Origin of the sequence: Microcoleus sp. F10-B2, from assembly GCF_036704965.1 — a bacterium.
Classification (GTDB): domain Bacteria; phylum Cyanobacteriota; class Cyanobacteriia; order Cyanobacteriales; family Microcoleaceae; genus Microcoleus.
The window spans coordinates 1-21,437 of the sequence record NZ_JAUBTB010000036.1; the positions used below are offsets into that span (position 1 = coordinate 1).

At 45.9% G+C, this 21,437-nt stretch carries 14 protein-coding genes; 9 read left to right on the plus strand and 5 right to left on the minus strand.

All coding sequences use genetic code 11. From position 1 onward, the window contains the following. Positions 1-82: 82 nt before the first annotated feature. Positions 83-1,618 carry a mercuric reductase gene (locus tag QUA99_RS15555; RefSeq protein WP_333238203.1) on the minus strand — a complete coding sequence of 512 codons (1,536 nt, stop codon included), beginning with the start codon at positions 1,616-1,618 and terminating at the stop codon, positions 83-85. Positions 1,619-1,634: 16 nt separating this feature from the next. Next, entirely contained in the window at positions 1,635-2,366 is a 732-nt protein-coding gene (locus QUA99_RS15560; RefSeq protein ID WP_333238205.1) for a TVP38/TMEM64 family protein, read from the minus strand. A 77-nt stretch (positions 2,367-2,443) separates the two neighbouring features. On the opposite strand from QUA99_RS15560, the gene QUA99_RS15565 reads away from it, so the two are divergent. Beyond that, positions 2,444-3,472, plus strand: coding sequence for an isochorismatase (locus tag QUA99_RS15565; RefSeq protein WP_333238206.1), 1,029 nt, complete (start codon positions 2,444-2,446; stop codon positions 3,470-3,472). 170 nt (positions 3,473-3,642) lie between these two features. Further along, complete coding sequence (locus QUA99_RS15570; RefSeq protein ID WP_333238208.1) at positions 3,643-4,131, plus strand: hypothetical protein; 489 nt, start codon at positions 3,643-3,645, stop codon at positions 4,129-4,131. 277 nt (positions 4,132-4,408) lie between these two features. Here the strand turns inward: QUA99_RS15570 and QUA99_RS15575 are convergent, their stop codons facing one another. Further along, a complete protein-coding gene (locus tag QUA99_RS15575; protein WP_333238210.1) occupies positions 4,409-5,431 on the minus strand; it encodes a cysteine peptidase family C39 domain-containing protein in 1,023 nt (340 codons plus the stop codon). A 39-nt stretch (positions 5,432-5,470) separates the two neighbouring features. Here QUA99_RS15575 and QUA99_RS15580 point away from each other — a divergent pair, with 39 nt between their 5' ends. The 3 genes from QUA99_RS15580 to QUA99_RS15590 all read left to right on the plus strand — a co-directional run bounded on the left by QUA99_RS15580 (position 5,471) and on the right by QUA99_RS15590 (position 8,118). Then, entirely contained in the window at positions 5,471-5,782 is a 312-nt protein-coding gene (locus QUA99_RS15580) for a hypothetical protein (RefSeq protein ID WP_333238212.1), read from the plus strand. 97 nt (positions 5,783-5,879) lie between these two features. Next, entirely contained in the window at positions 5,880-7,337 is a 1,458-nt protein-coding gene (locus tag QUA99_RS15585; RefSeq protein ID WP_333238214.1) for a CHASE3 domain-containing protein, read from the plus strand. Positions 7,338-7,890: 553 nt separating this feature from the next. Continuing rightward, positions 7,891-8,118, plus strand: coding sequence for a hypothetical protein (locus QUA99_RS15590; protein WP_333238216.1), 228 nt, complete (start codon positions 7,891-7,893; stop codon positions 8,116-8,118). A gap of 257 nt (positions 8,119-8,375) precedes the next feature. On the opposite strand, the gene QUA99_RS15595 is transcribed toward QUA99_RS15590, so the two are convergent. Then, a complete protein-coding gene (locus QUA99_RS15595) occupies positions 8,376-9,509 on the minus strand; it encodes a succinylglutamate desuccinylase/aspartoacylase domain-containing protein (RefSeq protein WP_333238218.1) in 1,134 nt (377 codons plus the stop codon). Between the two features lie 99 nt (positions 9,510-9,608). After that, positions 9,609-9,770: a hypothetical protein gene (locus QUA99_RS15600; RefSeq protein ID WP_172185199.1), complete on the minus strand. Its 162-nt coding sequence runs from the start codon at positions 9,768-9,770 to the stop codon at positions 9,609-9,611. On the opposite strand from QUA99_RS15600, the gene QUA99_RS15605 reads away from it, so the two are divergent. The 4 genes from QUA99_RS15605 to QUA99_RS15620 all read left to right on the plus strand — a co-directional run bounded on the left by QUA99_RS15605 (position 9,760) and on the right by QUA99_RS15620 (position 21,387). After that, positions 9,760-12,498, plus strand: a complete 2,739-nt coding sequence (locus QUA99_RS15605) for a DEAD/DEAH box helicase (protein WP_333238220.1) — start codon at positions 9,760-9,762, stop codon at positions 12,496-12,498. The genes QUA99_RS15600 and QUA99_RS15605 overlap by 11 nt on opposite strands. Positions 12,499-12,862: 364 nt before the next feature. Beyond that, complete coding sequence (locus tag QUA99_RS15610) at positions 12,863-15,604, plus strand: family 10 glycosylhydrolase (protein WP_333411438.1); 2,742 nt, start codon at positions 12,863-12,865, stop codon at positions 15,602-15,604. 406 nt (positions 15,605-16,010) lie between these two features. Beyond that, positions 16,011-19,955: a PAS domain S-box protein gene (locus tag QUA99_RS15615; RefSeq protein WP_333238224.1), complete on the plus strand. Its 3,945-nt coding sequence runs from the start codon at positions 16,011-16,013 to the stop codon at positions 19,953-19,955. Positions 19,956-19,962: 7 nt separating this feature from the next. After that, positions 19,963-21,387, plus strand: a complete 1,425-nt coding sequence (locus QUA99_RS15620; protein WP_333238226.1) for a response regulator — start codon at positions 19,963-19,965, stop codon at positions 21,385-21,387. The last annotated feature ends 50 nt before the right edge of the window (positions 21,388-21,437 follow it).

A 21,437-nucleotide genomic window follows, 5' to 3' on the forward strand; every position in this document is an offset into this window, starting at 1 on the left:
TAACTCGTCCAATTTTTCAAAACTTTAACATCCCTGATTTTAATTTTTCATCTGCCTAGAGTGACAAAAGAGGGTTATTTACTTATCGCGTCCAAGCCAGCCAGCGATTAAACAAATTTTTCACAAACGGCGTCAAACGAGTGCGATTGTAAGCATCTCCGGCTTTCCGAATTGCATCAGCTTGTGTTGGATACGGGTGAATTGTGCTAGCAATCTTTCCCAAACCAATATTGTTAACCATTGCCAAAGTAATCTCGCCGATCATATCCCCAGCGTGTCGAGCTACAATAGTTGCACCTAATATTTTATCGCTGCCTTTTTTGACGTGAATTTTCACAAATCCTTCCTCTTCGCCGTCAATAATTGCCCGATCGACTTTATCGAAAGGAATCAAAAACGTATCGATATCAATGCCTTTTTCCTTAGCTTCGTGTTCCCCAATTCCGACGCGCGCAATTTCCGGATCTGTGTAAGTACACCAAGGTATCGTCAAAGCGCTGAGCTTTTTGCGCCCGAAAAATAGAGTGTTTTGAATTACCATTCTCGCGGCAAAATCAGCAGCGTGAGTAAATTTATGTTTCATGCAAATATCGCCTGCGGCATAAATGCGGGGATTAGTAGTTTGCAAATTGTCGTTGACAAATACACCTGTGTGTGTATCGTATTCAACGCCGATCGCCTCCAGATTCAATCCTTCGACGTTGGGCGATCGCCCTGTACTCACAATAATTTCATCTACTGTTACCGATGCTTCCTTACCTTGAGATTTATAATAAATTACTTTGCCTGCATTTGTTTGCTCAACGCACTCTATTTGGGATTCTAGTATTAGTTGAATTTCTTCCCGTACAAAAGCCTCCTGCACGATTTTAGCAGCATCCGCATCTTCCTTATCTAAAATCTGAGCATTTTTGTGCAGCAATACGACTTCCGAACCCAGCCGCCGAAAGGCTTGAGCCAATTCGCAGCCGATCGGCCCTGCACCAATTACGGCCAAACGTTGAGGTCTTTCTGTGAGGTTAAAAACAGTTTCATTTGTCAGATATCCAGCTTCTTGTAGACCTGGAATTTGCGGTTGTAGCGCCCTTGCACCTGTGGCAATTACTGCTTTTTTAAAGCGGAGAGTTTGACCTGCAACTTCTACTGTATTGTTGCTAGTAAAACGACCGGAACCTAAGAAAACATCGACTCCTAATTTGTGCTGGTAGCGTTGAACAGAATCAACATCGCTGATTCCCGCCCTGATGCGGCGCAGCCGTTGCATCACAGCGGCAAAATCCACTTCTACACTGTCAGAAACATTAACGCCAAATTTACTGGCATTCCAGATGTCGCCCGCAGTGCGGGACGATCGAATTAAAGCTTTTGACGGCACGCAACCGACATTCAAACAGTCGCCGCCCATCAAATGTTTTTCAATCAAAGCAACTTTCGCGCCCAAACCGGCAGCACCGGCAGCAACAATTAATCCAGCGGGACCCGCGCCAATTACTACTAAATTATAAGAACTAGCCGGCTGCGGATTTACCCAATCGGGGGGATGCAAATAGGAGACTAATTTCTGGTTGTGTTCGTCCATCGGGGGGACAGTTACGCGATCGACTTTTGACTGCGACATTGGCAAATTCTCCTAATTAAATACTTTCTTCCAAAGCTTTGCTGGCTATCCGAGTGATCGAGACAGTAACAGCGACAGTAGCCAGAAAACTGATAATATTAATCAACCATTTTACGGCGGCATCTTGAGGACTTGCATACACAGTTGCCGTGCCTATCGCAGCCACCTCTCCCACCAAAGAACCCGAGTAAACGTACATAATTGTACCCGGTATCATGCCAAAGGAACCCAGCACGTAATCTTTCAAAGAAACCTGAGTGATTCCCAGAGCGTAATTCAATAAATTGAAAGGAAATAAAGGACAAAGACGAGTCAAAAAAACTATTTTTAATCCTTGTTGGGAAACTGCGCGATCGAGAGCTTTAAACTTGGGGTGAGATTCCATATATTTTACCACGCGATCGCGGCACCAATAGCGCCCGATCGCAAAAGCAAATACAGCACCTAAAATGGACGCCGCAAATACGTAAACTGAACCCCACCACAAACCAAAAATCGCCCCCCCTCCCAGCGTCAGTACCGAACCCGGTACAAACAGCACAGTAGCCAAGTTATAAGTAGCGACAAAAGCCACTGGCCCCCACCACCCTAAATCCTCGATCCGCATTAACAGAGTTCTCAAAACATCTTGAACGTAGGCAGATCTAGTTGCTACAATCAAGAGAGCAAGCAAAAGGGCGATCGAAAAAAACAACACGATGCGTTTAAGTTTTACCCTAGCATAATCTTGGATTCGTTCTTTTGCCATGATTCACCCGCAAATATTTATCAGCATTATACTCGCAACTTAAATTATTACTGTAAACTACCCTAAAAGCGATCGTCATGACACAAAAAACCCAACTTCCAATCCCCGAACATTTCGACCCCAAAAAAGTAGGCGAAGTCTGGCGAGTCCCCTACCGAGAACGCGCCGCCCAAGCGAAAGATTGGGCAAAGCAGCACAGCATCCAGCCAGCCTCCAGCGACAAAAACCGCATTTGTTTGCTGATAATCGATGCCCAAAATACCTTTTGTTTGCCCGAATTTGAACTATTTGTTGGCGGGCGTTCCGGTAGCGGTGCAGTTGATGACAACCTGCGGCTGTGCGAATTTATTTACCGCAATTTAAACGCAATTACAACCATTGCGCCAACAATGGATACCCACACCGCCATGCAAATTTTTCATCCAATCTTTTGGATAAACGAAGCAGGCGAACACCCCCTACCCGCCGCCACTTCTATTACACTAGAGGATGTCCAAAAAAGCATTTGGAAAGTCAATCCCGCCATCGCCCACAGCATCAGCGGGGCTAATTTTTCAGCACTGGAAAAACAGGCTTGCCACTACGTCAAAAAACTCAGCGACGATGGGAAATATCCCCTGACAATTTGGCCCTATCACTCGATGCTGGGTGGCATCGGACACGCGCTGGTTTCTGCTGTGGAAGAAGCAGTATTTTTTCATACTATCGCCCGCAACAGCCAAGCACTTTTTGAAATCAAAGGCGGGAATCCACTGACAGAAAACTATTCGGTTTTGCGACCGGAAGTTTTAGATGGGTTCGACGGCAACCCGATTGCGGAAAAGAATACTAAGTTTATGGATAAATTACTCAATTTTGATGCAGTAATTATTGCCGGACAAGCCAAAAGTCACTGCGTTGCTTGGACAATTGATGATTTGTTAACGGAAATTTGGGCGCGAGATACGAATTTGGCAAAGAAGGTTTATTTGCTAGAAGATTGCACTTCGCCTGTGGTGGTTCCGGGTGTTGTTGATTTTACGGAACAAGCAGATGCAGCTTATCAAAAATTTGCGGCGGCGGGAATGAATATTGTTCAATCTACTGAGTTAATTCTGGGCGATTAAAGACGATCGTTTTCTGTTGGGGTTTTCAGTGCAAAAAAATATACATGATTAATCAGAGGCGGTAATTTTTGTTCCCTTGGCACTCTGCTGCGATCGCATTTAACTGATAGCTTATGATATCATATCGGAAACGCACACTGACTATATAAGTTTAATCAAGGAGTTTCCCGATGACTGAAAGCGAAATTTATAGTGTTGTTCTGTTTCGGGAGGCGAGTGTTCAAGCAATTTCAAAACTCTCGGTGGCCATCGCCACGACTCTTCTGAGCACATTTGTAACTGCAACCCAAGCCTACGCAGTTCCCGTCACCTACGATTTCACCATCACTGTTACCAAAGGCGGTTTAGCGGGCAATACATTCGACGGTTCTTTCAGCTACGATGATGCAAAATTGAAGGGAACGGGAGTGGAAGAATTGGGAATTACTGAGGGATTAACGACCTGCCTAAATTACCTGGGACGCACTTATCGCGAAACCGATGATACCAGTTATCCTAACTTTCCCACACTCAGATTTGAGGATGGTAAGATTACACAACTAAACTTTTGGATTCAGCCGAATCAGCGAGTTAATTGGTGGAATTTACCTGGATGGGAAGTCAAGCTGTCTGAGCCTAAAAGGAGCGATTCAACTGTTCCCAACTGTCAAAAACGGTGAGGCGCGGCTAAGGTGCGATCGACCGTAAGAATAGAGGAGGAATTAGATGCAACTGCCTACGCTTACGGTAATTTCATGCAGCCACGCTACCAAGCGATTAAAAGGGCGGGTTTTGGAGATTGGAGATTGTTGGCAGATATTTTTCGTGAGGGGATCCCCTACGGTATTAGGGGTAATAGACCGGACATAATATGATTCAACTATTGGTTGAAAAAAACTGCATGATTCATATTTTCTGTCGGTCAATAGTGCGTCTGCGGTTGATGATTTTCAATAACTATTTCCCATCCAATCTCGGAACACCCTCCAAAAAAGAGCCGCTCAACATTAATTCAGTCATCCTATCTAGTGTACCGCTGACTTGCAATTTTTTATCGGTTTGAAAGCGCTCTATATCTGCTTTTAAATTGCCGGTATTATATCCTAATAGACTCAAATAGTCAATAGCTTGTTTGTCACTTAACAAGATATCCGCAGACCGGAAAATCGGCACGTATTGATCGCGCCAAATCTGGGCAAAAGTTGCCCTATCTAAATAGAAAATCCTGCCCCGCGCCGGGTCTCCAATGGCAGCTACACTGTCATTCATTCCCAGCAAAGCCACCGCGTGCGGTAGCTTCCGAGGGCCGTCAAACAGCCAAACTGCTAGCACTCCGGGGCGATTAATTTGCTGAATTTGCTCCCAAGTTGGCGTTAGTTCGATCGCATTTACGCCCAAAGCTCTTGCTGCCACAATTATTTGTGGCATGGAAGTTCCCAAGCGACTCGTACCGGCAAAACGCGCTACACTCGATTCCGTCGCATCGATTCCCCAACGCCTTAACACTGTTGCTAGCGCCGCCGGCGCACAACTGCTGTTAGATGTTTGTCGAAACACACCGTTTGGCTGCAAATTATCGATTAAATCAGCATAAATTGGCGCCATAAAATAGTTTTCAGCGCCTGTAAATCCTGCCAATCCCAAGCAACCAATTAAGATTACTGCGATTACTTGCGATCGCGCTGTCAACCAACTTATACTAAACCCAATACCGCAGACTCCCATCAACATCGCCCTCAGCAAAGTCCAAGTAACTTGCATCCCGTGAAAGCGCCACTCGATAGGCAAAGCTGGCATTTGAGGTAGATTTAGAGCCAGTAGCAACAAGGCAATATAAAAACCCAAAAACAGCAGGGCGATGGAATTTCTGCCCTTAAACAAATCATTAGCCGTCACTCCAGAGCGAACTAACACCCGCCCGAACCGCATTCCCCAGACAAACAGCACCGAACCCAGCACCAGCGTCACAAGTATTTCCATAAGTTCAGAATATGGTCGCTTAACTAGGTTGTAACATTTATGCGATCGACTTGGAGGCAAATCAAGAGTGGGAGAGAGGAAGAGTGGGGGAGAGAATTTGACGATGTTTGGGTTTCGTTCCTCAATTTATCGCTACAATCGAATAAACAGGATTTATCCAAAATCGCAGCCGGTAAAACCACCATCAATCCTAAAGGCTTTGACCTGCATAGCTTGCTCGACATTAAGTTTTGCCAGATTTTTCTTGATCGGTCAGAGTCAATGGTTGAGTTAGTAAAGCAAGGAAAGCAAAAAGAAGCGCGGGAAGTTTTTTCCACCAAAAAAGGGGCATTAATTGTGAATGAGTATTAGGAATTAAATAACTACTTTGGTGAAAAAGAGCAGAAAATTATTGAGGCTGCAACTTCCAACGCAAAAGTAAACAACTAATTGAGGAGTAAAAATTTAAATGTCGCCAAACATTATTCGGCTTAGTAAAGTAGTTCCGTTGGGCTTCGGCTCTATTTTTTTGTTAATGATTGGTATCGGATTCACAACTAAATTGAGTATGGATAATTTAGCCGAATCTATTGAGTGGCAAACGCACACTTATGTAGTCAAGACAAATTTGCAAGCCCTAGAAAAAAATTTAGTGGATGCTGAAACAGGACAGCGCGGGTTTATCTTCACGGGTAAGGAGGAATTTTTAGAACCTTATAAAAAGGGGACAATCGCCTTTAATCAAATAGCAAATGAGACAAAAAAGTTAATAAAAGATAATCCAGAACAAGTTAAAAGATTAGAGCAAATTGAAAAATTGGCTCAGCAAAAACTAGATGAATTAGCGGAAACGATATCTCTGAAAAGAGCTGGAAAAGAACCTGAACTAAGAACATTGGTGATTTCAGGTAAAGGCAAGATATTTATGGATGAAATCAGGGATAAGCTGGCAGAAATGCTTAAGCTAGAAGATAATCTACTGCTTCAAAGAACAAAAATAGCAAAACAGTCGGAGCAATTAGCGACGACTGTTTCTATGGGAGGTACGGTTGTTGGTCTAGTATTGGGTTCATTTATTGTATTATTTATTTTTTATAAAATTATCCGACCAATCAATCAGGTAGCAAATTCGATCGCCAGTTCTTCCACAGAGATTGCTGCCACAGTTGAACAACAGGAACGCACCGCCGCACAGCAATCTAGCTCTGTAAATCAAACTACAATCACAATGGATGAGTTGGGCGCGGCTTCCCAACAATCAGCCCAGCAAGCCCAAGCTGGTGCGGAATCTGCACGGCAAGCTTTAAAGATCGCTGAAAAGGGAACCCTAGCAGTGGAGCAAACCCTGGAATCGATGAGAATTTTGAAAGGAAATGTCGGGGCAATGGCGGCACAAATTCTGCGATTGAGCGAACAAACCCATCAGATTGGCAATATCTCTAGTGATGTTACAGATTTAGCCAATCAAACAAATATGCTGGCACTGAATGCCTCAGTAGAAGCAGTCCGGGCGGGCGAAAACGCCAAAGGTTTTACTGTCATAGCCACAGAAATCCGCAAACTAGCAGATCAAAGTAAGAAATCAGCAGAGAAGATTAACCGCCTTGTCGATGATATTAAGAATGCGATCGATTCCACCGTAACGGCGACAAAGGAAGGTACTAAAACAGTAGAAGAAGGAACCAAAATTAGTCAAGAAACAGCAGCAGCTTTCTCGGCAGTAGCAAATGCTGTTAACAATGTGGTATTGAACAATCAACAAATTTCTCTAACTGCCCAACAACAAGCAGTTGCTATTCAACAAGTAGTCGATGCTATGAACAGCCTCAACCTAGCGGCAAAAGAAACCGCTAGTGGTATTACTCAAACCAAATTAGGCACTCAACAATTGAACGATGCCGCCCAAAATCTCAATTCAATTGTCTAAAGGGCGCTTAGTCTTTTGGGTGAGCCGACTAGCAATTGATAGCATTGAGTCATGAATTGATCTCGCTGCCATCCCAGCTTGTCAAACCGCCTGCATCCAAGTTAAAATGATCGCAGGCGATGGCATCGCGAAAGCCAGGGCGATGGAATTTCTGCCCTTAAACAAATCATTAGCCGTCACTCCAGATCCATTGGTGACAAGTTAAGACTTAATTGCATTTGTCAATCAGTAATATTACTCAAAAAAACTGCTTTTTTAGGAGTGGAAAATTCACGATTCGAGAGGGAGTAGGTATAAATATCACCCTCGGCAAGATCGCACGATCGCCCAAATCTCAGTTTTGAGCCCAAAATCCGAGTAAATCTCGAGCATAATTGCTGATTGACAAATGCTTTTTAGCTCAACTTGTTACCAATGCTCCAGATCGAACTAACACCCGCCCGAAGCGCATTCCCCAGACCAACAGCACCGAACCCAGCCCTGCCTTGCTAAGGGGGGGGAGTAATAGTTAGCCCCTTGCGGGGGAGTAAAAGTTTCTATAATCAAAAATCGAGTGGCTTGTTTGTATGTGATGATAACGGGATATTCCCCGCGAAGTTTGCAGGATCGAGACCCGTTTTTGGCGGTTTTGCAAAATGATGCTGTTTTTGTGCGCGATCGCACTTCTGCGATTCCCAAGCAGCTAACCACAGTTATCGATCGCGCTTTAATTGACAATCCTGAAATTTATTATCAAAGTGCGGCTGAATTTAAACAAGCCCTGTTCAATAGTATATCGTAAATTATGGTTCGACTACCAATAGGTTTTCAGAAACCCGGTTTCTTCAAAAAACCGGGTTTTTTGGTAGGGAACATCTCATATTTGTAAAAACACTTCTTCTGGCTCCTTCCTTCTTCCTCTTTCCTTCTTCCTCTTTCCTTCTTCCTCTTTCCTTCTTCCTCTTTCCTTCTTCCTCTTTCCTCCTGCCTGCTGCCTCCTGCCTTAAAACTCCAATTTCTAGCTTAACTGCAAAAGTGAGATGCTCCCTTTTGGTATTCTCAATCTGCCATCACACACAATACATACTCTCCTTGATTTACTGAGTGATTGGTCGAAACATCAAAAATGAAAAGATCCGACTCAGCACAAACATCAACCAAAGTCGGAAATTCCCCATTCTTATTAAAGCTGAGAATTTGATAAAGCCGATCGCCCTTTTTGACATAACTCCCCAATTGCACTCGATTTTGAATCATCCCGCCCGCCGGCGCATAGTAGGTGTTCAGCGAATGCTTGGGGGTGAAAATAACTTGATGATTCGCAGTTGCCGGGAGAGGGAATCCATCTATTTTCAATAAACCCTTACTTGCTAAGTAATTTTTGATGCCCCGCAAGCCATTCGCCACCGACTGGGGATTCATTTCCATCCCCGAACCTAATTCTAAAGTCCAAGCTTCCACGTCAAATTTGAGTGCACTTCCCAACTCTGCCAAAACCTTCTCCAAAGCCAGCCAAGGCTTGAGAAACGCCTCGTCAAAAGCATCGCCGTCGTACTCGTCCATCAAGATTGCGCGATCGAGCAAAAAAGCTTTTGCACTCTCCTCGCGGGAATTAAAACAGTAAAGGTAATCTAAACTTTGATTCGTAGAACTGTGCAAATCCAGCACATAATCCGCATCCAAACACAAAGATTGTAGCTGATATCGGTAAAGTTCGCTGTAGGGGCGGCAACTAGGAGCATTAATTTTTGCCAACTCTTTGGCAAAACTCAAAGCAATCGCTTTTCTGTAATTCACTTTGACAGTATCGGCATCGAGATGGATGTGAGACTTAGCAAAACCCAGAATATCTTCCCCTTGTTTTTCAAAATCCCAGAAAATCCGGTTCCAATTTACCCCATCATAAAGATTGTAGCGACCAGGAGAAAAATGGTGCGATCGCTGACTGACACCCACAGGATTGCAAACAGGAACCAGCCAAATTTCCCCGCTTAACTGACTGCTGTCCAAAGACCTTAAAAACTCAATTAATTGGTAAATCACAGCATTACCGCTAATCTCAGCGCCGTGGAGGTTAGATTGGAGATAAGCTTTTTTGCCGGGAATCGCACCTTGGAACTGATAGACTTGCAGTGAAAGCCGATCGCCCGAAGCAAGCTGCACCACAGGAATAGTCGAAATAACTGGAATCATAGAGAAGGAAGAAGAAAGAAGGAAGAAGGAAGAAGGAAGAGGGAAGACGGAAGAAGGAAGAAGGAAGAGGGAAGACGGAAGAAGGCAAAAATTTTTTCTTTATTCTGCCAACTGCCAACTGCCAACTGCCAACAGACTTATTCCTTCATAGCCGATTTGGTGGCGAAGGTTTAAAATCAGTACAGTCCTCTGCTGATTTGCTTTTAGCAAGATTTCAGCATACTTACCCTGAAACCTGATAATAATCCTTGTGCCAGACACTGCCCAGAACCGCCCAGAGCTGGATCTGAAGACCATATTTCCATTCGAGCTAGATAACTTTCAGAGAGAGGCGATCGCCGCCCTCGATGCAGGTAAATCCGTTGTCGTGTGCGCTCCCACAGGCTCTGGGAAAACGTTAATCGGGGAATACGCCATCCATCAAGCACTCGACCGGGGGCGGCGCGTCTTCTATACCACTCCCCTCAAAGCACTCTCCAACCAAAAGCTGCGCGACTTCCGGAGTCAATTTGGAGACGACAACGTAGGTTTGCTCACCGGCGACATCTCCGTCAACCGAGATGCGCCGATTTTGGTGATGACTACCGAAATATTTCGGAATATGCTCTACGGTACGCCGATCGGAGAAGTCGGTACTTCCCTCACCGGAGTCGAAACCGTGGTGCTAGACGAGTGTCACTACATGAACGATCGCCAGCGCGGTACCGTCTGGGAAGAATCCATCATCTACTGTTCGAGCGAAATTCAACTGCTCGCCCTCTCAGCAACCGTTGCCAATAGCGAGCAACTCACAGACTGGATTAACAAAGTCCACGGGCCCACAGAGCTCGTCTACTCAGACTTTCGGCCAGTGCCGCTGCAATTCCACTTCGCCAACCAAAAAGGGATATTTCCCCTGCTAGACGAGACCGGCAAAAGAGTTAATGTCCGGTTAGTCCCCAAAAAAAAGCAGCAAAAAGTAGAAAGAGGCAGCATCCCCACTCCAAGTTTGACCGATGTTTTGGCCCGGTTGGACGATCGAGATATGCTACCAGCAATTTACTTCATCTTCAGCCGTCGCGGGTGCGACCAAGCAGTCGCAGAAGTCGGCAATTTCTCCCTGGTTAACGAAGCCGAAACAGCCGAACTCAAACGCATCATTGACGATTTTTTACAGCGAAACCCAGAAGCAGAACGCTTCGGTCAAAAAGAAGCACTTTTAAAAGGCATCGCCGCCCACCACGCAGGCATTTTGCCCGCTTGGAAAGGTTTAGTAGAAGAACTCTTTGGCAGAGGTTTGATTAAAGTCGTATTTGCCACCGAAACCCTAGCAGCCGGGATTAATATGCCCGCCCGCACCACAGTCATTTCCACCCTGTCCAAGCGCACCGACAAGGGACACCGACTGCTAAACGCTTCAGAATTCCTGCAAATGGCCGGTCGGGCGGGTCGGCGGGGCATGGACAAGCTGGGGCACGTCGTCGCAGTTCAGACGCGCTTTGAAGGCGCAAAAGAAGCCTCATATTTGGCAACAGCCAAAGCCGACCCCCTCGCCAGTCAGTTTACGCCCAGCTACGGCATGGTGCTGAATTTGCTGCAAACTCACACTCTCGACGAAGCTCAAGAGTTGGTAGAGCGGAGTTTTGGTCAATACCTGTCTACCTTGTACTTGCAGCCGCAGCAAGCAGAATTAGACCGATTGCAAACAGAATTGGCGGTGCTGGAAGAGTCCCTGGCGGCCGGAGGAAATGTCTCCACCCTGGAAAAACACCTCGCCCATTACGAAAAATTGCAGGGAAGACTCAAAGAAGACAAACGTTTGCTGAAAACTTTATTGCAGCAAGCTGAAGAAGCCAGATTTAAGGAAATGTCCGTAGCTGTGGCTTTTGCAGTGCTCGGAACGGTTCTGAGCCTCAAAGGCAAGCACGTTCCGACAGCAAAACGATCGCACACAAATCCTGTACCCGCCGTATTGGTTGCCAAAATCGCAGGTTCCGGCCAAGCACCAAATTTGGTGTGCTTGGGCAAAGATAACCGCTGGTATGTCGTCGCCATTAGCGATGTCGCTACCCTGCACGCCGAATTACCCCGCTTGAGCGTAGCAGATACCTTGAACCCCCCGTCGGAAATGCCCCTGAGACTCGGCCAGTGCCGCTTGGGAACTGAAGAAACTGCTTCAATTGCTGCATCGATCCCACAATTGCCGACACCGGAACCGAGCCCAGAGGCGATCGAGCAACAGCAGAAAATCGCAGCCCTAGAAGCTAAGCTAGAAATTCACCCGGTTCTAGAATGGGGCAATCCCGGTACTTTGCTCAAACGCCAGCGCCGCCGGGAAGAATTGAAAAAAGAAATCCGCAAAAGCGAACAAGACTTAGAAAAGCAGCGAGCTCGCTACTGGGAGCAATTTCTCAACTTAATCGACATCTTGCTGAATTTCGGCTGCTTGGAAAGAGTAGTTTCGGCAAATGGAAACCGAGATGACTCCTCCGACAGGTTGGTACCCACAATCTTGGGCCAAGCTTGCGCCGCCATTCGCGGTGATAATGAACTGTGGCTGGGTTTGTCGCTGATGTCTGCGGAGTTTGACGAACTCGACCCCCACCACCTCGCTGCTGCTTGCGCGGCCTTAGTTACAGAAGTTTCTCGGCCCGACAGTTGGACTCACTACTCGCTGTCGCCAGAAGTTTTGGCACCTCTGGACAATCTGCAAAAAGGCTTGCGCCGCCGATTGTTTCAAGTTCAGTACCGTCATGAAGCTGCAATCCCGATTTGGCTGGAACGGGATTTAGTGACTTTGGTCGAACAGTGGGCTCTGGGCGTTGAATGGCTGGAACTGATTAGTCATACCAGTTTGGATGAAGGGGATGTGGTGCGGATTTTGCGCCGGACTTTGGATTTCTTGTCTCAGATTCCTCATGTTCCTCACGTCTCTGATTCTTTGCGGAGGAATGCTTGTCGGGCGATGCAGTTAATCGATCGTTTTCCGGTTAATGAAGCTGCTAGTTGAAAAATAGTTCACAGCCAACAGTTGACAGTTGACAGTTCACTGTTGACTGTTGTCCTGGAATCACTAATAATATCAAATCTGTTGGTATCGGAATTATTCATCTTTCTCTTCTGGCCCTCTGCGCTCTCTGTGACCTCTGCGGTTTAATAATTCAGAAATAACCGTAAACGATCTAACCTAATTATGTCATTCACAAGTGTTGCGAAGAATCTCAAACCCTTGCAATACCGCTAGAATGCGTAATTCTAGGACTGTTGACTGTTGAACGCAGCTTTTAATCTAAAATCTAAAATCTAAAATCTAAAATCTACTTGTGTGGTGGCTAATTCTCATATTTATGCAACAAATCAATAAGCCCGATCAAATGCCTGAGGCCTGCTCCCAGGCTCAAAAAATTCGCTTTTTTACTTTCTTGCAAAGAGTCTTAATTGGAACTCTAGCGAGTACATTACTCAATCTCTTCATCGTATTTCCGTCTCCCAGTTTCGCAGAAGTAGTTTTGGGCGTTGTTCGCAGTTCCGAGAATTCTCCCGATTGGGTGAAGATTACCACGCGCCTCTGGGAAAGCGGCATTGCTTACAAACCAATCAATCTCGAAGAAATCAAAAATTTGGCGGATTTAGCAGGCGTTAACGTGCTGTTTTTGCCCAACATTGAAACTTTGACTCCGGCGCAAATTAAAGTTTTACAAGCTTGGGCTTCCCAGGGCGGCCGCTTGATTGCTTCGGGCCCCGTCGGCCGCAGTTCTCCGGCATTGGTGCGCCAATCTTTGCGATCGCTCCTCGGGGCCTATTGGGCTTTTCCGTTAACCCAGCCGGCGACCCCGCAACCGCGCAGCCGCTGTCGGGATCTGGCTTGCACTACTTCTAGCAGTTGGGTGCCGACTGTACAACAAAATGCCTCAGTCCTAGGCGGTGTCTTGATTCCCGCCGACGCAAACAGTCAAACTGTCGCTACTTGGAAAGATAGTTCTGGTTCCTCGGCAGCCATTGCCACGGATCGCGCTACCTATCTCGGCTGGCGCTGGGGTAGCGACGGTTCGGCCAATGTAGACACGGCTTGGCTGCAAGCCTCGATCGCCCGCTGGGGAGGCACAATCGCTGCGCCGCCTGCTGCGCCGCCAACAGCGACCGCGACCCCACTCCCCAATCCCCCCTCCAGAGTCACTAGAAACACGCCTGGTTCGCCGCGCAGTACCCCGCTGAGCCGACTTTCTCCCTCGGGTGCGCTGCCCGATCCAGTACCTGCAACTTTTACAGACCCTTCGGATCAGTCAGCGCCGGCGGGTTTGGACGTGCAGGCAAATTCCAATAAGCCGATCGTCAGCATTGAAGCGTATTTGATGCGCCAAGAACTCACCAACCTCCTCGGCAGGTTTGAAAGCGCCCTGACAGCAGCTAATTCATCTAATACGCCTGTTAATCTCAATGCTGCTACCCCCCCTCAACTGGTGGCGGCAAGCAACAGTGCCGGCGGCCCGGCAGCCAGCCGCCCGCCTGTTCTGCAAGGGGCAACGGCGCGGGCGATCGCCTCTGCGCGGCAGGTTTTGCAAACTTTTGACCAACTCCTGCAAGAGCAAAAGTACGCCGAGGCTAGGAAGCAGTGGGTGGAAGCGCGGCAGTTGCTGTGGCAAAATTACCCGAAGGAAGGGCAGCGCGTTGGGGCGGAAATTCGCGCGGTTTGGCTCGATCGCGGGACGATCGTCGCAGCGCGATCTGAGCAGGGTTTGGCCTCGGTGTTCGATCGGCTCGCCGCCGCCGGTATCAATACCGTTTTCTTTGAAACTTTGAATGCCGGATATACGATTTATCCCAGTCAAGTTGCACCGCAACAAAATCCCCTGACTGTTGGCTGGGACCCGCTGGCATCTGCGGTTAAATTAGCTCACGAGCGAGGCATGGAGCTGCACGCTTGGGTTTGGGTTTTTGCCACAGGAAATAAGCGCCACAATACTTTAATTGGCCAGCCTAGTTCTTATCCAGGCCCGGTGCTTTCCGCTCATCCACAGTGGGCAAATATAGACAATAAAGGACGCACGCAAAATCCGAACGATGGTAAATTTTATCTCGATCCTGCTAACCCGGAAGCGCGGAATTATGTGCTGCAAATTGTCAGCGAAATTGCCAACAACTACAAAGTTGATGGGGTACAATTAGACTATATTCGCTATCCTTTTCAAGATGACAATGCGAATTTTATTTACGGTTACGGTATTGCGGCGAGGCAGCAATTTAGGCAGTTGACTGGTGCAGATCCGGTGAATATTTCCCCCAGGGACGGCAGTTTGTGGCGGCAGTGGGTTGAGTTTAAAACTAATCAAATTAATACTTTTGTAGCTGAAGTTTCTCAGCTTTTGCGGCAGAATTATCCGCGCACAATTCTGTCGGTGGCAGTGTTTCCGCATCCGGAAAGTCAGCGGATTTACAAAATTCAGCAAAATTGGGAAGTTTGGGCTCGTCAGGGCATTGTAGATTTGATTGTGCCGATGACTTATGCTTTGGATACTAACCGACTTCAGCGCATCACCGAACCGCTGGTAAAGGAACAAATGCTCGGTTCGGCTTTGATTTCTCCCTCGGTTAAGTTGTTGACTCTCCCGGAAGTTGTGGCGATCGACCAAATTCAAGCTTTGCGGGATTTGCCGACAGGGGGCTATGCTATTTTTGCGGTCGAAAGTATCAGCAGCGGGATGCAGGGGTTTTTTAACCGCACTCAAGGCCGGCCGGTGCGTTCCACTTCTGCTGCGGAGCCGATTCCTTACCGACAGCCGTTTGCAGCGGCGGCTTCGCGCTATACTGCTCTCAAGCAGGAATGGAGTTTTTTGTTGGCTAACAATCAGTTGCGGGTGTCGGAATCTGAACTGAAAGTTTTGCAAAGTCGATCGGACGAATTGGCGCAAGCTTTGAGCAAATTGGCGGCAAATCCTTCAACGGAAAGTTTAGCAACTGCTAAAAGATTGTTAAGGAGTTTTCAGTCTCAATTTCAATCTTCGATGCGCTTGCATTCTGCCGAAAATAGCTATCAAGTTCAAACTTGGCAAAATCGTTTGGAGAGTTTGGATATGCTGTTGCGTTACGGCGAAAGGATGGAGTTGAATCGCAGGTAAATGCAGGTTGTTGGGCGGAGTGCTCGTTAGCTACTGTTTGTTTAAACTTACATCTTGCACCATTCTCGCTTAACAGGCTTTCGGGCCAGTTCCGTGAAGAGTGAGTTTGATTGTCGGCCGTTGCTCTTCTAGCGGGCCCGTCCAAGACTTATTGAGAATGGTGCAATAAATCAGATGATTTAGACTTAGGTCGATCGCGCTTGGGCGATCTGTATCAGTAGTTACGAAAAAACTCTGATTAGAAATACGCTATTTTGATTGAAATCTATCGGCGGTACTGTTGTCAGTAAACTACAGCAGAAGGAGAAAAGGAAGAGCAAAGGGAAGATGATTTTCAATCAGAACTCAAAACAATTACCAATGCCCAATTCCCCATTTCCAATTCCCAATTCCTCTTAAGATGACTATGTTTTCTAAACCGCTCAATCGCTTTGCTACCAAAATTATCGGCAAAGCTCCATTACAAACTGTTTTCGTGGTTCCTTTTTTAGTGCAAATTGTCGGCACGGTAGGAGTTGTAGGTTGGCTGTCGTTCCAAAACGGTCAGCGGGCAGTCAACGATGTGGCCGCTCAGTTGCGGGGAGAAATTAGCGATCGCATCAAAGACCGCATGGAAAATTATATGTCAATTCCCCACATTGTCAATCACCTGAACGTTCAAGGTATAAAATTGGGGCAGTTGAACTTACAAGAAAAACAAAAACTAGAACTTCATTTTATCCAACAAATTCAATATTTTGATTCGATCAGCATCATTTACACAGCCACAGAAAATGGAGACCACTCGGGAGCAATCCGCACTAAAGACCAGACTTTGATATCGGCTGCTGACAGCTCTACTGGCAATAAATTAGCTCGATATACTGCCGATTCTCAGGGAAACCGCGTTCAATTAGTGCAAATTTCACCCAATATTTACGACCCGCGAACTCGCCCTTGGTACATAGCTGCCGCTGCGGGCAAAAAACCTATTTGGACTCCAATTTATACGGATTTTTTGACTAGGGAACTGGCAATTACTGCTGCTTTGCCTATTTACGACGACGCTGGCAAGCTGTTAGGAGTAGCTGGCAGCGATCTGCTGTTTTCCCGAATCAAAGAATTTCTCGTCAGCCTCAAAATTGGCAAATCGGGACAAACTTTTGTGATGGAGCGATCGGGGATGTTAATTGCCACTTCAACGGCGAGTCCAGAATTCGTGGTGGAAGGTAAAGAAACCAGACGTATCAAAGCTTCAGAAAGCGAGAATCCGGTAATTAGACAAACCGCACAGCATTTAGAGAAATCCTACGACAGCTTAGCTAAAATCTCTAATTCTCAACAGCTTACTTTTGATGTAAATGGCAAGCGAAATTTTATTCAGGTAGCTCCTTTTAAAGACGATCGCGGGTTGGATTGGCTGATTGTAGTAGTTGTACCCGAGTCCGATTTTATGGAGCAAATTAACCTCAATACGCGCACCACTTTTTTACTGTCGGTTGCAGCTTTGATTGGGGCGACAATTCTGGGGATTCTTACTGCTAAATGGGTGGTGCGGCCGATTTTAAGATTGAATGCGGCGGCGAAAGCTTTGGCGCGGAATGAATGGGATACAAAGCTCAGTCTGAATCGCAAAGATGAACTCGGAGAACTTGCCGCTGCTTTTAACAGCATGGCCGAGCAATTGCAGCATTCATTTACTTCTCTCTCGGAAAGCGAAAGCAGAGTCAAACAATTTCTTAATGCAGTACCGCTCGGAATTTTTATTGTAGATAAAAACGGTAAACCTCACTACATTAATCCTAGCGGCGAGCAACTTTTATCTCAAGGAATTGTGACCGCAACTGCCGAAAATTTACGTCAAATATACGGAATTTATTTAGCTGGAACTCAGAAAATTTACCCGGCGGAACGCGACCCAATTTTAAATGCTTTGCAGGGTAAAAGTGTAACTGTTGATGACATTGAAATCTCCTCCAGTGACAAAACGGTTCCCCTGCAAGTTTGGGGAACTCCTATTTACGATGCTCGAGGAAATGTTATCTACGGGATGTGCGCTTTTCAAAATATTACGGAACGGAAGCTAGCGGAGAAAGTATTAAGGGAATACAACCAAAATTTAGCAGTGCAAGTTGCAGAACGCACTGCCGATCTTGCTAAGGCTAAAGAAAAGTTTTCTAAAGCTTTTCGTTCCAGTCCGAATGCGATTACGATCACGAGAATTAGTGACGGGTGTCACCTAGAAGTTAATGATAGTTTTTGCCGGATGATGGGCTACAGTCAGGAAGAAATCATCGGTAAAACAGCGGTGCAGCTCAATTTCTGGGCGAGTTTGGAAGAGCGCGATCGCATGATTCAAATGTTAAAAGATAAGACAGCTATTCACAATTACGAACTCAGGTTTCGCAATAAAAATGGTACAGAAAGAACGGCACTGCTGTCGATAGAAACCATCGACATTGACGGAGAAGCTTGTTTTTTGTCGATTTCGAGCGATATTACCGATCGCCAACAAGCAGAAACTGCCCTCCGAGAAGCAGAAGAAAAGTACCGCAACATTTATGAAAATGCTTTGAATGGAATCTTTCAAACTGCTAGTGACGGGAAATACATCAGCGCTAACCCCGGTTTAGCTCAGCTTTACGGTTACGAATCGCCCGCAGAATTAATAGCAGCACAGCCCAATTTCAAGAACCAGCTTTACGTCAAGCCCAACCGCCGCGACGAATTTGCAGCGCTGATGAACGAGTACGGGATACTATCCAACTTTGAATCGGAAATCTACCGCAAAGATGGCAGCATAATCTGGATTTCGGAAAATTGTCGCGCTGTCTGCGATGAAGCCGGAAATTTACTTTACTACGAAGGTTTTATTAAAGACATTACTGATAACAAACAAGCGGAAATCAAAATGCAGCAGGCGAAAGAAGCGGCGGAAGCAGCAAACAAAGCTAAGAGTACGTTTCTCGCCAACATGAGCCACGAATTGCGATCGCCCCTGAACGCGGTCATCGGCTTTGCTCAAGTCATGATCCGCAGTAAAACTCTGTCTCCTGAAAATCAAGAAGATGTCGCAATTATCCTGCGCAGCGGCGAACATTTGCTGGCTTTAATTAACCAAGTTTTAGATTTGTCAAAAATTGAAGCCGGACGCACTACAATCTATGAAAAAAACTTCGATTTGTACAGACTGCTCGACGATTTAGAAGATATGTTTGCTCTCAAAGCTGAGGAAAAAGGCTTGCAATTAGTGTTCGAGCGGGGCGCGGAAGTGCCCCATTATATTTGTACCGATGAAGTGAAATTGCGCCAAGTTTTAATTAATTTGCTCAACAATGCAATTAAATTCACTTCACAAGGCGGAGTGTCCGTGCAAATCAAAGGAGGAAGGCGGGGTGTAGACCAAAATAGCCGCGATCGATTGCCCGATCGCTACTCGCTACATTTTGAAGTTCAAGATACCGGTGCAGGCATTGCTCCTGATGAAATCCATCAGTTGTTTGAAGCATTCGTGCAGACAAAAACAGGTAAAGATTCTCAGGAAGGAACGGGTTTAGGTTTAGCGATTAGCCGCCAGTTCGTGCAATTAATGGGAGGTGAAATTACTGTTACCAGCCACCTCGGAAAGGGTGCAGTATTTCAGTTTTACATCCAAGTTCGTCTGGTTGAAGCTGGTGACATTGAAAGCAAAAAAACTCAACGTCGAGTCGTTGCCCTCGAACCGAATCAGCCAAGTTATCGCTTGCTAATTGTGGACGACAAACCTTTGAACCGCCAACTGTTGGTAAAACTTCTCAGTCCACTTGGATTTGAGTTAAGAGAAGCTAATAACGGTAAAGAAGCGGTGGATATTTTTATGGAGTGGGAACCGCATCTGATTTGGATGGACATGAGAATGCCCGTGATGGATGGCTACGAGGCAACGAAACAAATTAAAACTACAACTGGCGGGCAAGCAACGGCGATTGTTGCCCTGACTGCTAGCGTTTTGGAAGAAGAACGGGCGGTGATTCTTTCGGCTGGTTGCGATGATTTTATGCGGAAACCATTCCGAGAGGAGGACATTTTTGTGGCAATGGAAAAACATTTAGGAGTACGCTATATTTATGAAGATCCAACCGCAGTCAGTGGGGCAGGTATAGGGGAGTCAAGTCAGGAGGTGCTGACACCGGAGGCTTTTGCCTCTCTTTCTCCAGACTGGATGACCGAATTCAAACAAAATATTTTGAGTGTGGACATGGAGGCGATCGCGACTTCGATCGCACAAATCCGCACTGTCAATCCCTCTCTTGCGGGTCGGCTTCAAGATTGCATTAATAATTTTGAATATGACAGAATTTTGAACATAATCGAGATTAGCGAGAACCCGTAAATACCCGATGACTTCAACTTTACCTAAAACCAATCGAGCTAATATTTTAGTAGTGGACGACACGCCAGAAAACCTGCGGCTGCTGGCAGGAATATTGAGCGAAAAAGGCTATCAAGTTCGCCCGGTTCCCAACGGCAAGCTAGCACTGTCGGCAGCTCAAAAAATGCCCCCGGATCTAGTGCTGCTGGATATTATGATGCCGGAGATGGACGGCTATGAAGTTTGTCAGCGCCTCAAAGATTCTCAAGTAACCAAAGACATTCCGGTGATTTTTATCAGTGCAATTAACGACGTGATGGATAAGGTTAAAGCTTTTGCCGTTGGCGGAGTGGACTTTATTACTAAACCGTTTCAGGTTGAAGAAGTTTTAGCCCGGATAGAAACTCATTTAAAAATTTGTTCGCTGCAACAAACTTTGCAAGAAAAAAATCAAGATTTAGCAACTGCGCTCCACCAACTGCAAGCCACCCAAGAGCAGTTGATTCAATCGGAAAAAATGGCTGCACTCGGACAACTGATTGCCGGCATTGCCCACGAAATCAATACCCCGCTGGGCATTATAGGTTCCTCTATTAATAATATAGCTAATTTTTGGGACTATAATTTAGACAAGATGCCTCATTTTTTTCAACAGCTTTCTGAAGAAAGTCAAGCTTATTTTTTAAGTTTACTGTACAGATCTACCCATCAAGAAACTTTATTTACCAGCCGAGAGAAACGGAAGTTTAAGCAGCAGTTGACGGGAGAGTTGATGGCAGAATCAGTTGAAAAGCCAGATGAAATTGCCGATACTTTAGTTGACATGGAAATCTACGACAACATAGAACACTTGTTGCCGCTATTTAAATTGCCGGATTGGGAAGTGGTTTTAAATACTGCTTACCAGTTTGCAAGCTTTAAAAAAAGTATTAGCCTGATCCAAAGAGCGACAGGGAAGTCGGGAAAAGTAGTATTTGCCTTGAAAACCTACGCTCATTTCGATAGCAAACCAGAAAAAGTCCAGGCGAACTTGCACGACGGCATTGAAACGGTGTTAACCCTTTATCAAAATCAACTGAAACACGGTATAGAAGTAGTTAAAAAATATGGAGATTTACCCAAAATTATGTGCTATCCAGATGACTTAAATCAAGTTTGGACGAATCTCGTTCATAATGCCCTGCAAGCGATGGATTATAAAGGTATTTTGACAATTGAAACTAACCAGGAAGAGGCAAATATTTTCCTCAAATTTACTGATAACGGCAAAGGCATTCCCCCAGAAGTTATTCCCAAAATTTTTCAGCCATTTTTTACGACTAAATCTGCAGGCGAAGGTAGCGGTTTGGGATTGGATATTGTGAGAAAAATTGTGGAAAAACACGAAGGCACAATTGCTGTAGATTCTGTACCGGGGCAGACAACTTTTACAGTCTCGCTGCCAATCTCTTAAACAAAAATTATTTGTAGGGGACTGATTCCCGGTGAAACTCGTCGCTGTCT

Coding starts and splice junctions, on each gene's coding strand:
- QUA99_RS15555 (WP_333238203.1), bottom strand. CDS start 1,618: ATGTCGCAGTCAAAAGTCGATCGCGTAACTGTCCCCCCGATGGACGAA.
- QUA99_RS15560 (WP_333238205.1), bottom strand. CDS start 2,366: ATGGCAAAAGAACGAATCCAAGATTATGCTAGGGTAAAACTTAAACGC.
- QUA99_RS15565 (WP_333238206.1), top strand. CDS start 2,444: ATGACACAAAAAACCCAACTTCCAATCCCCGAACATTTCGACCCCAAA.
- QUA99_RS15570 (WP_333238208.1), top strand. CDS start 3,643: ATGACTGAAAGCGAAATTTATAGTGTTGTTCTGTTTCGGGAGGCGAGT.
- QUA99_RS15575 (WP_333238210.1), bottom strand. CDS start 5,431: ATGGAAATACTTGTGACGCTGGTGCTGGGTTCGGTGCTGTTTGTCTGG.
- QUA99_RS15580 (WP_333238212.1), top strand. CDS start 5,471: ATGCGATCGACTTGGAGGCAAATCAAGAGTGGGAGAGAGGAAGAGTGG.
- QUA99_RS15585 (WP_333238214.1), top strand. CDS start 5,880: ATGTCGCCAAACATTATTCGGCTTAGTAAAGTAGTTCCGTTGGGCTTC.
- QUA99_RS15595 (WP_333238218.1), bottom strand. CDS start 9,509: ATGATTCCAGTTATTTCGACTATTCCTGTGGTGCAGCTTGCTTCGGGC.
- QUA99_RS15610 (WP_333411438.1), top strand. CDS start 12,863: ATGCCTGAGGCCTGCTCCCAGGCTCAAAAAATTCGCTTTTTTACTTTC.
- QUA99_RS15615 (WP_333238224.1), top strand. CDS start 16,011: ATGTTTTCTAAACCGCTCAATCGCTTTGCTACCAAAATTATCGGCAAA.
- QUA99_RS15620 (WP_333238226.1), top strand. CDS start 19,963: ATGACTTCAACTTTACCTAAAACCAATCGAGCTAATATTTTAGTAGTG.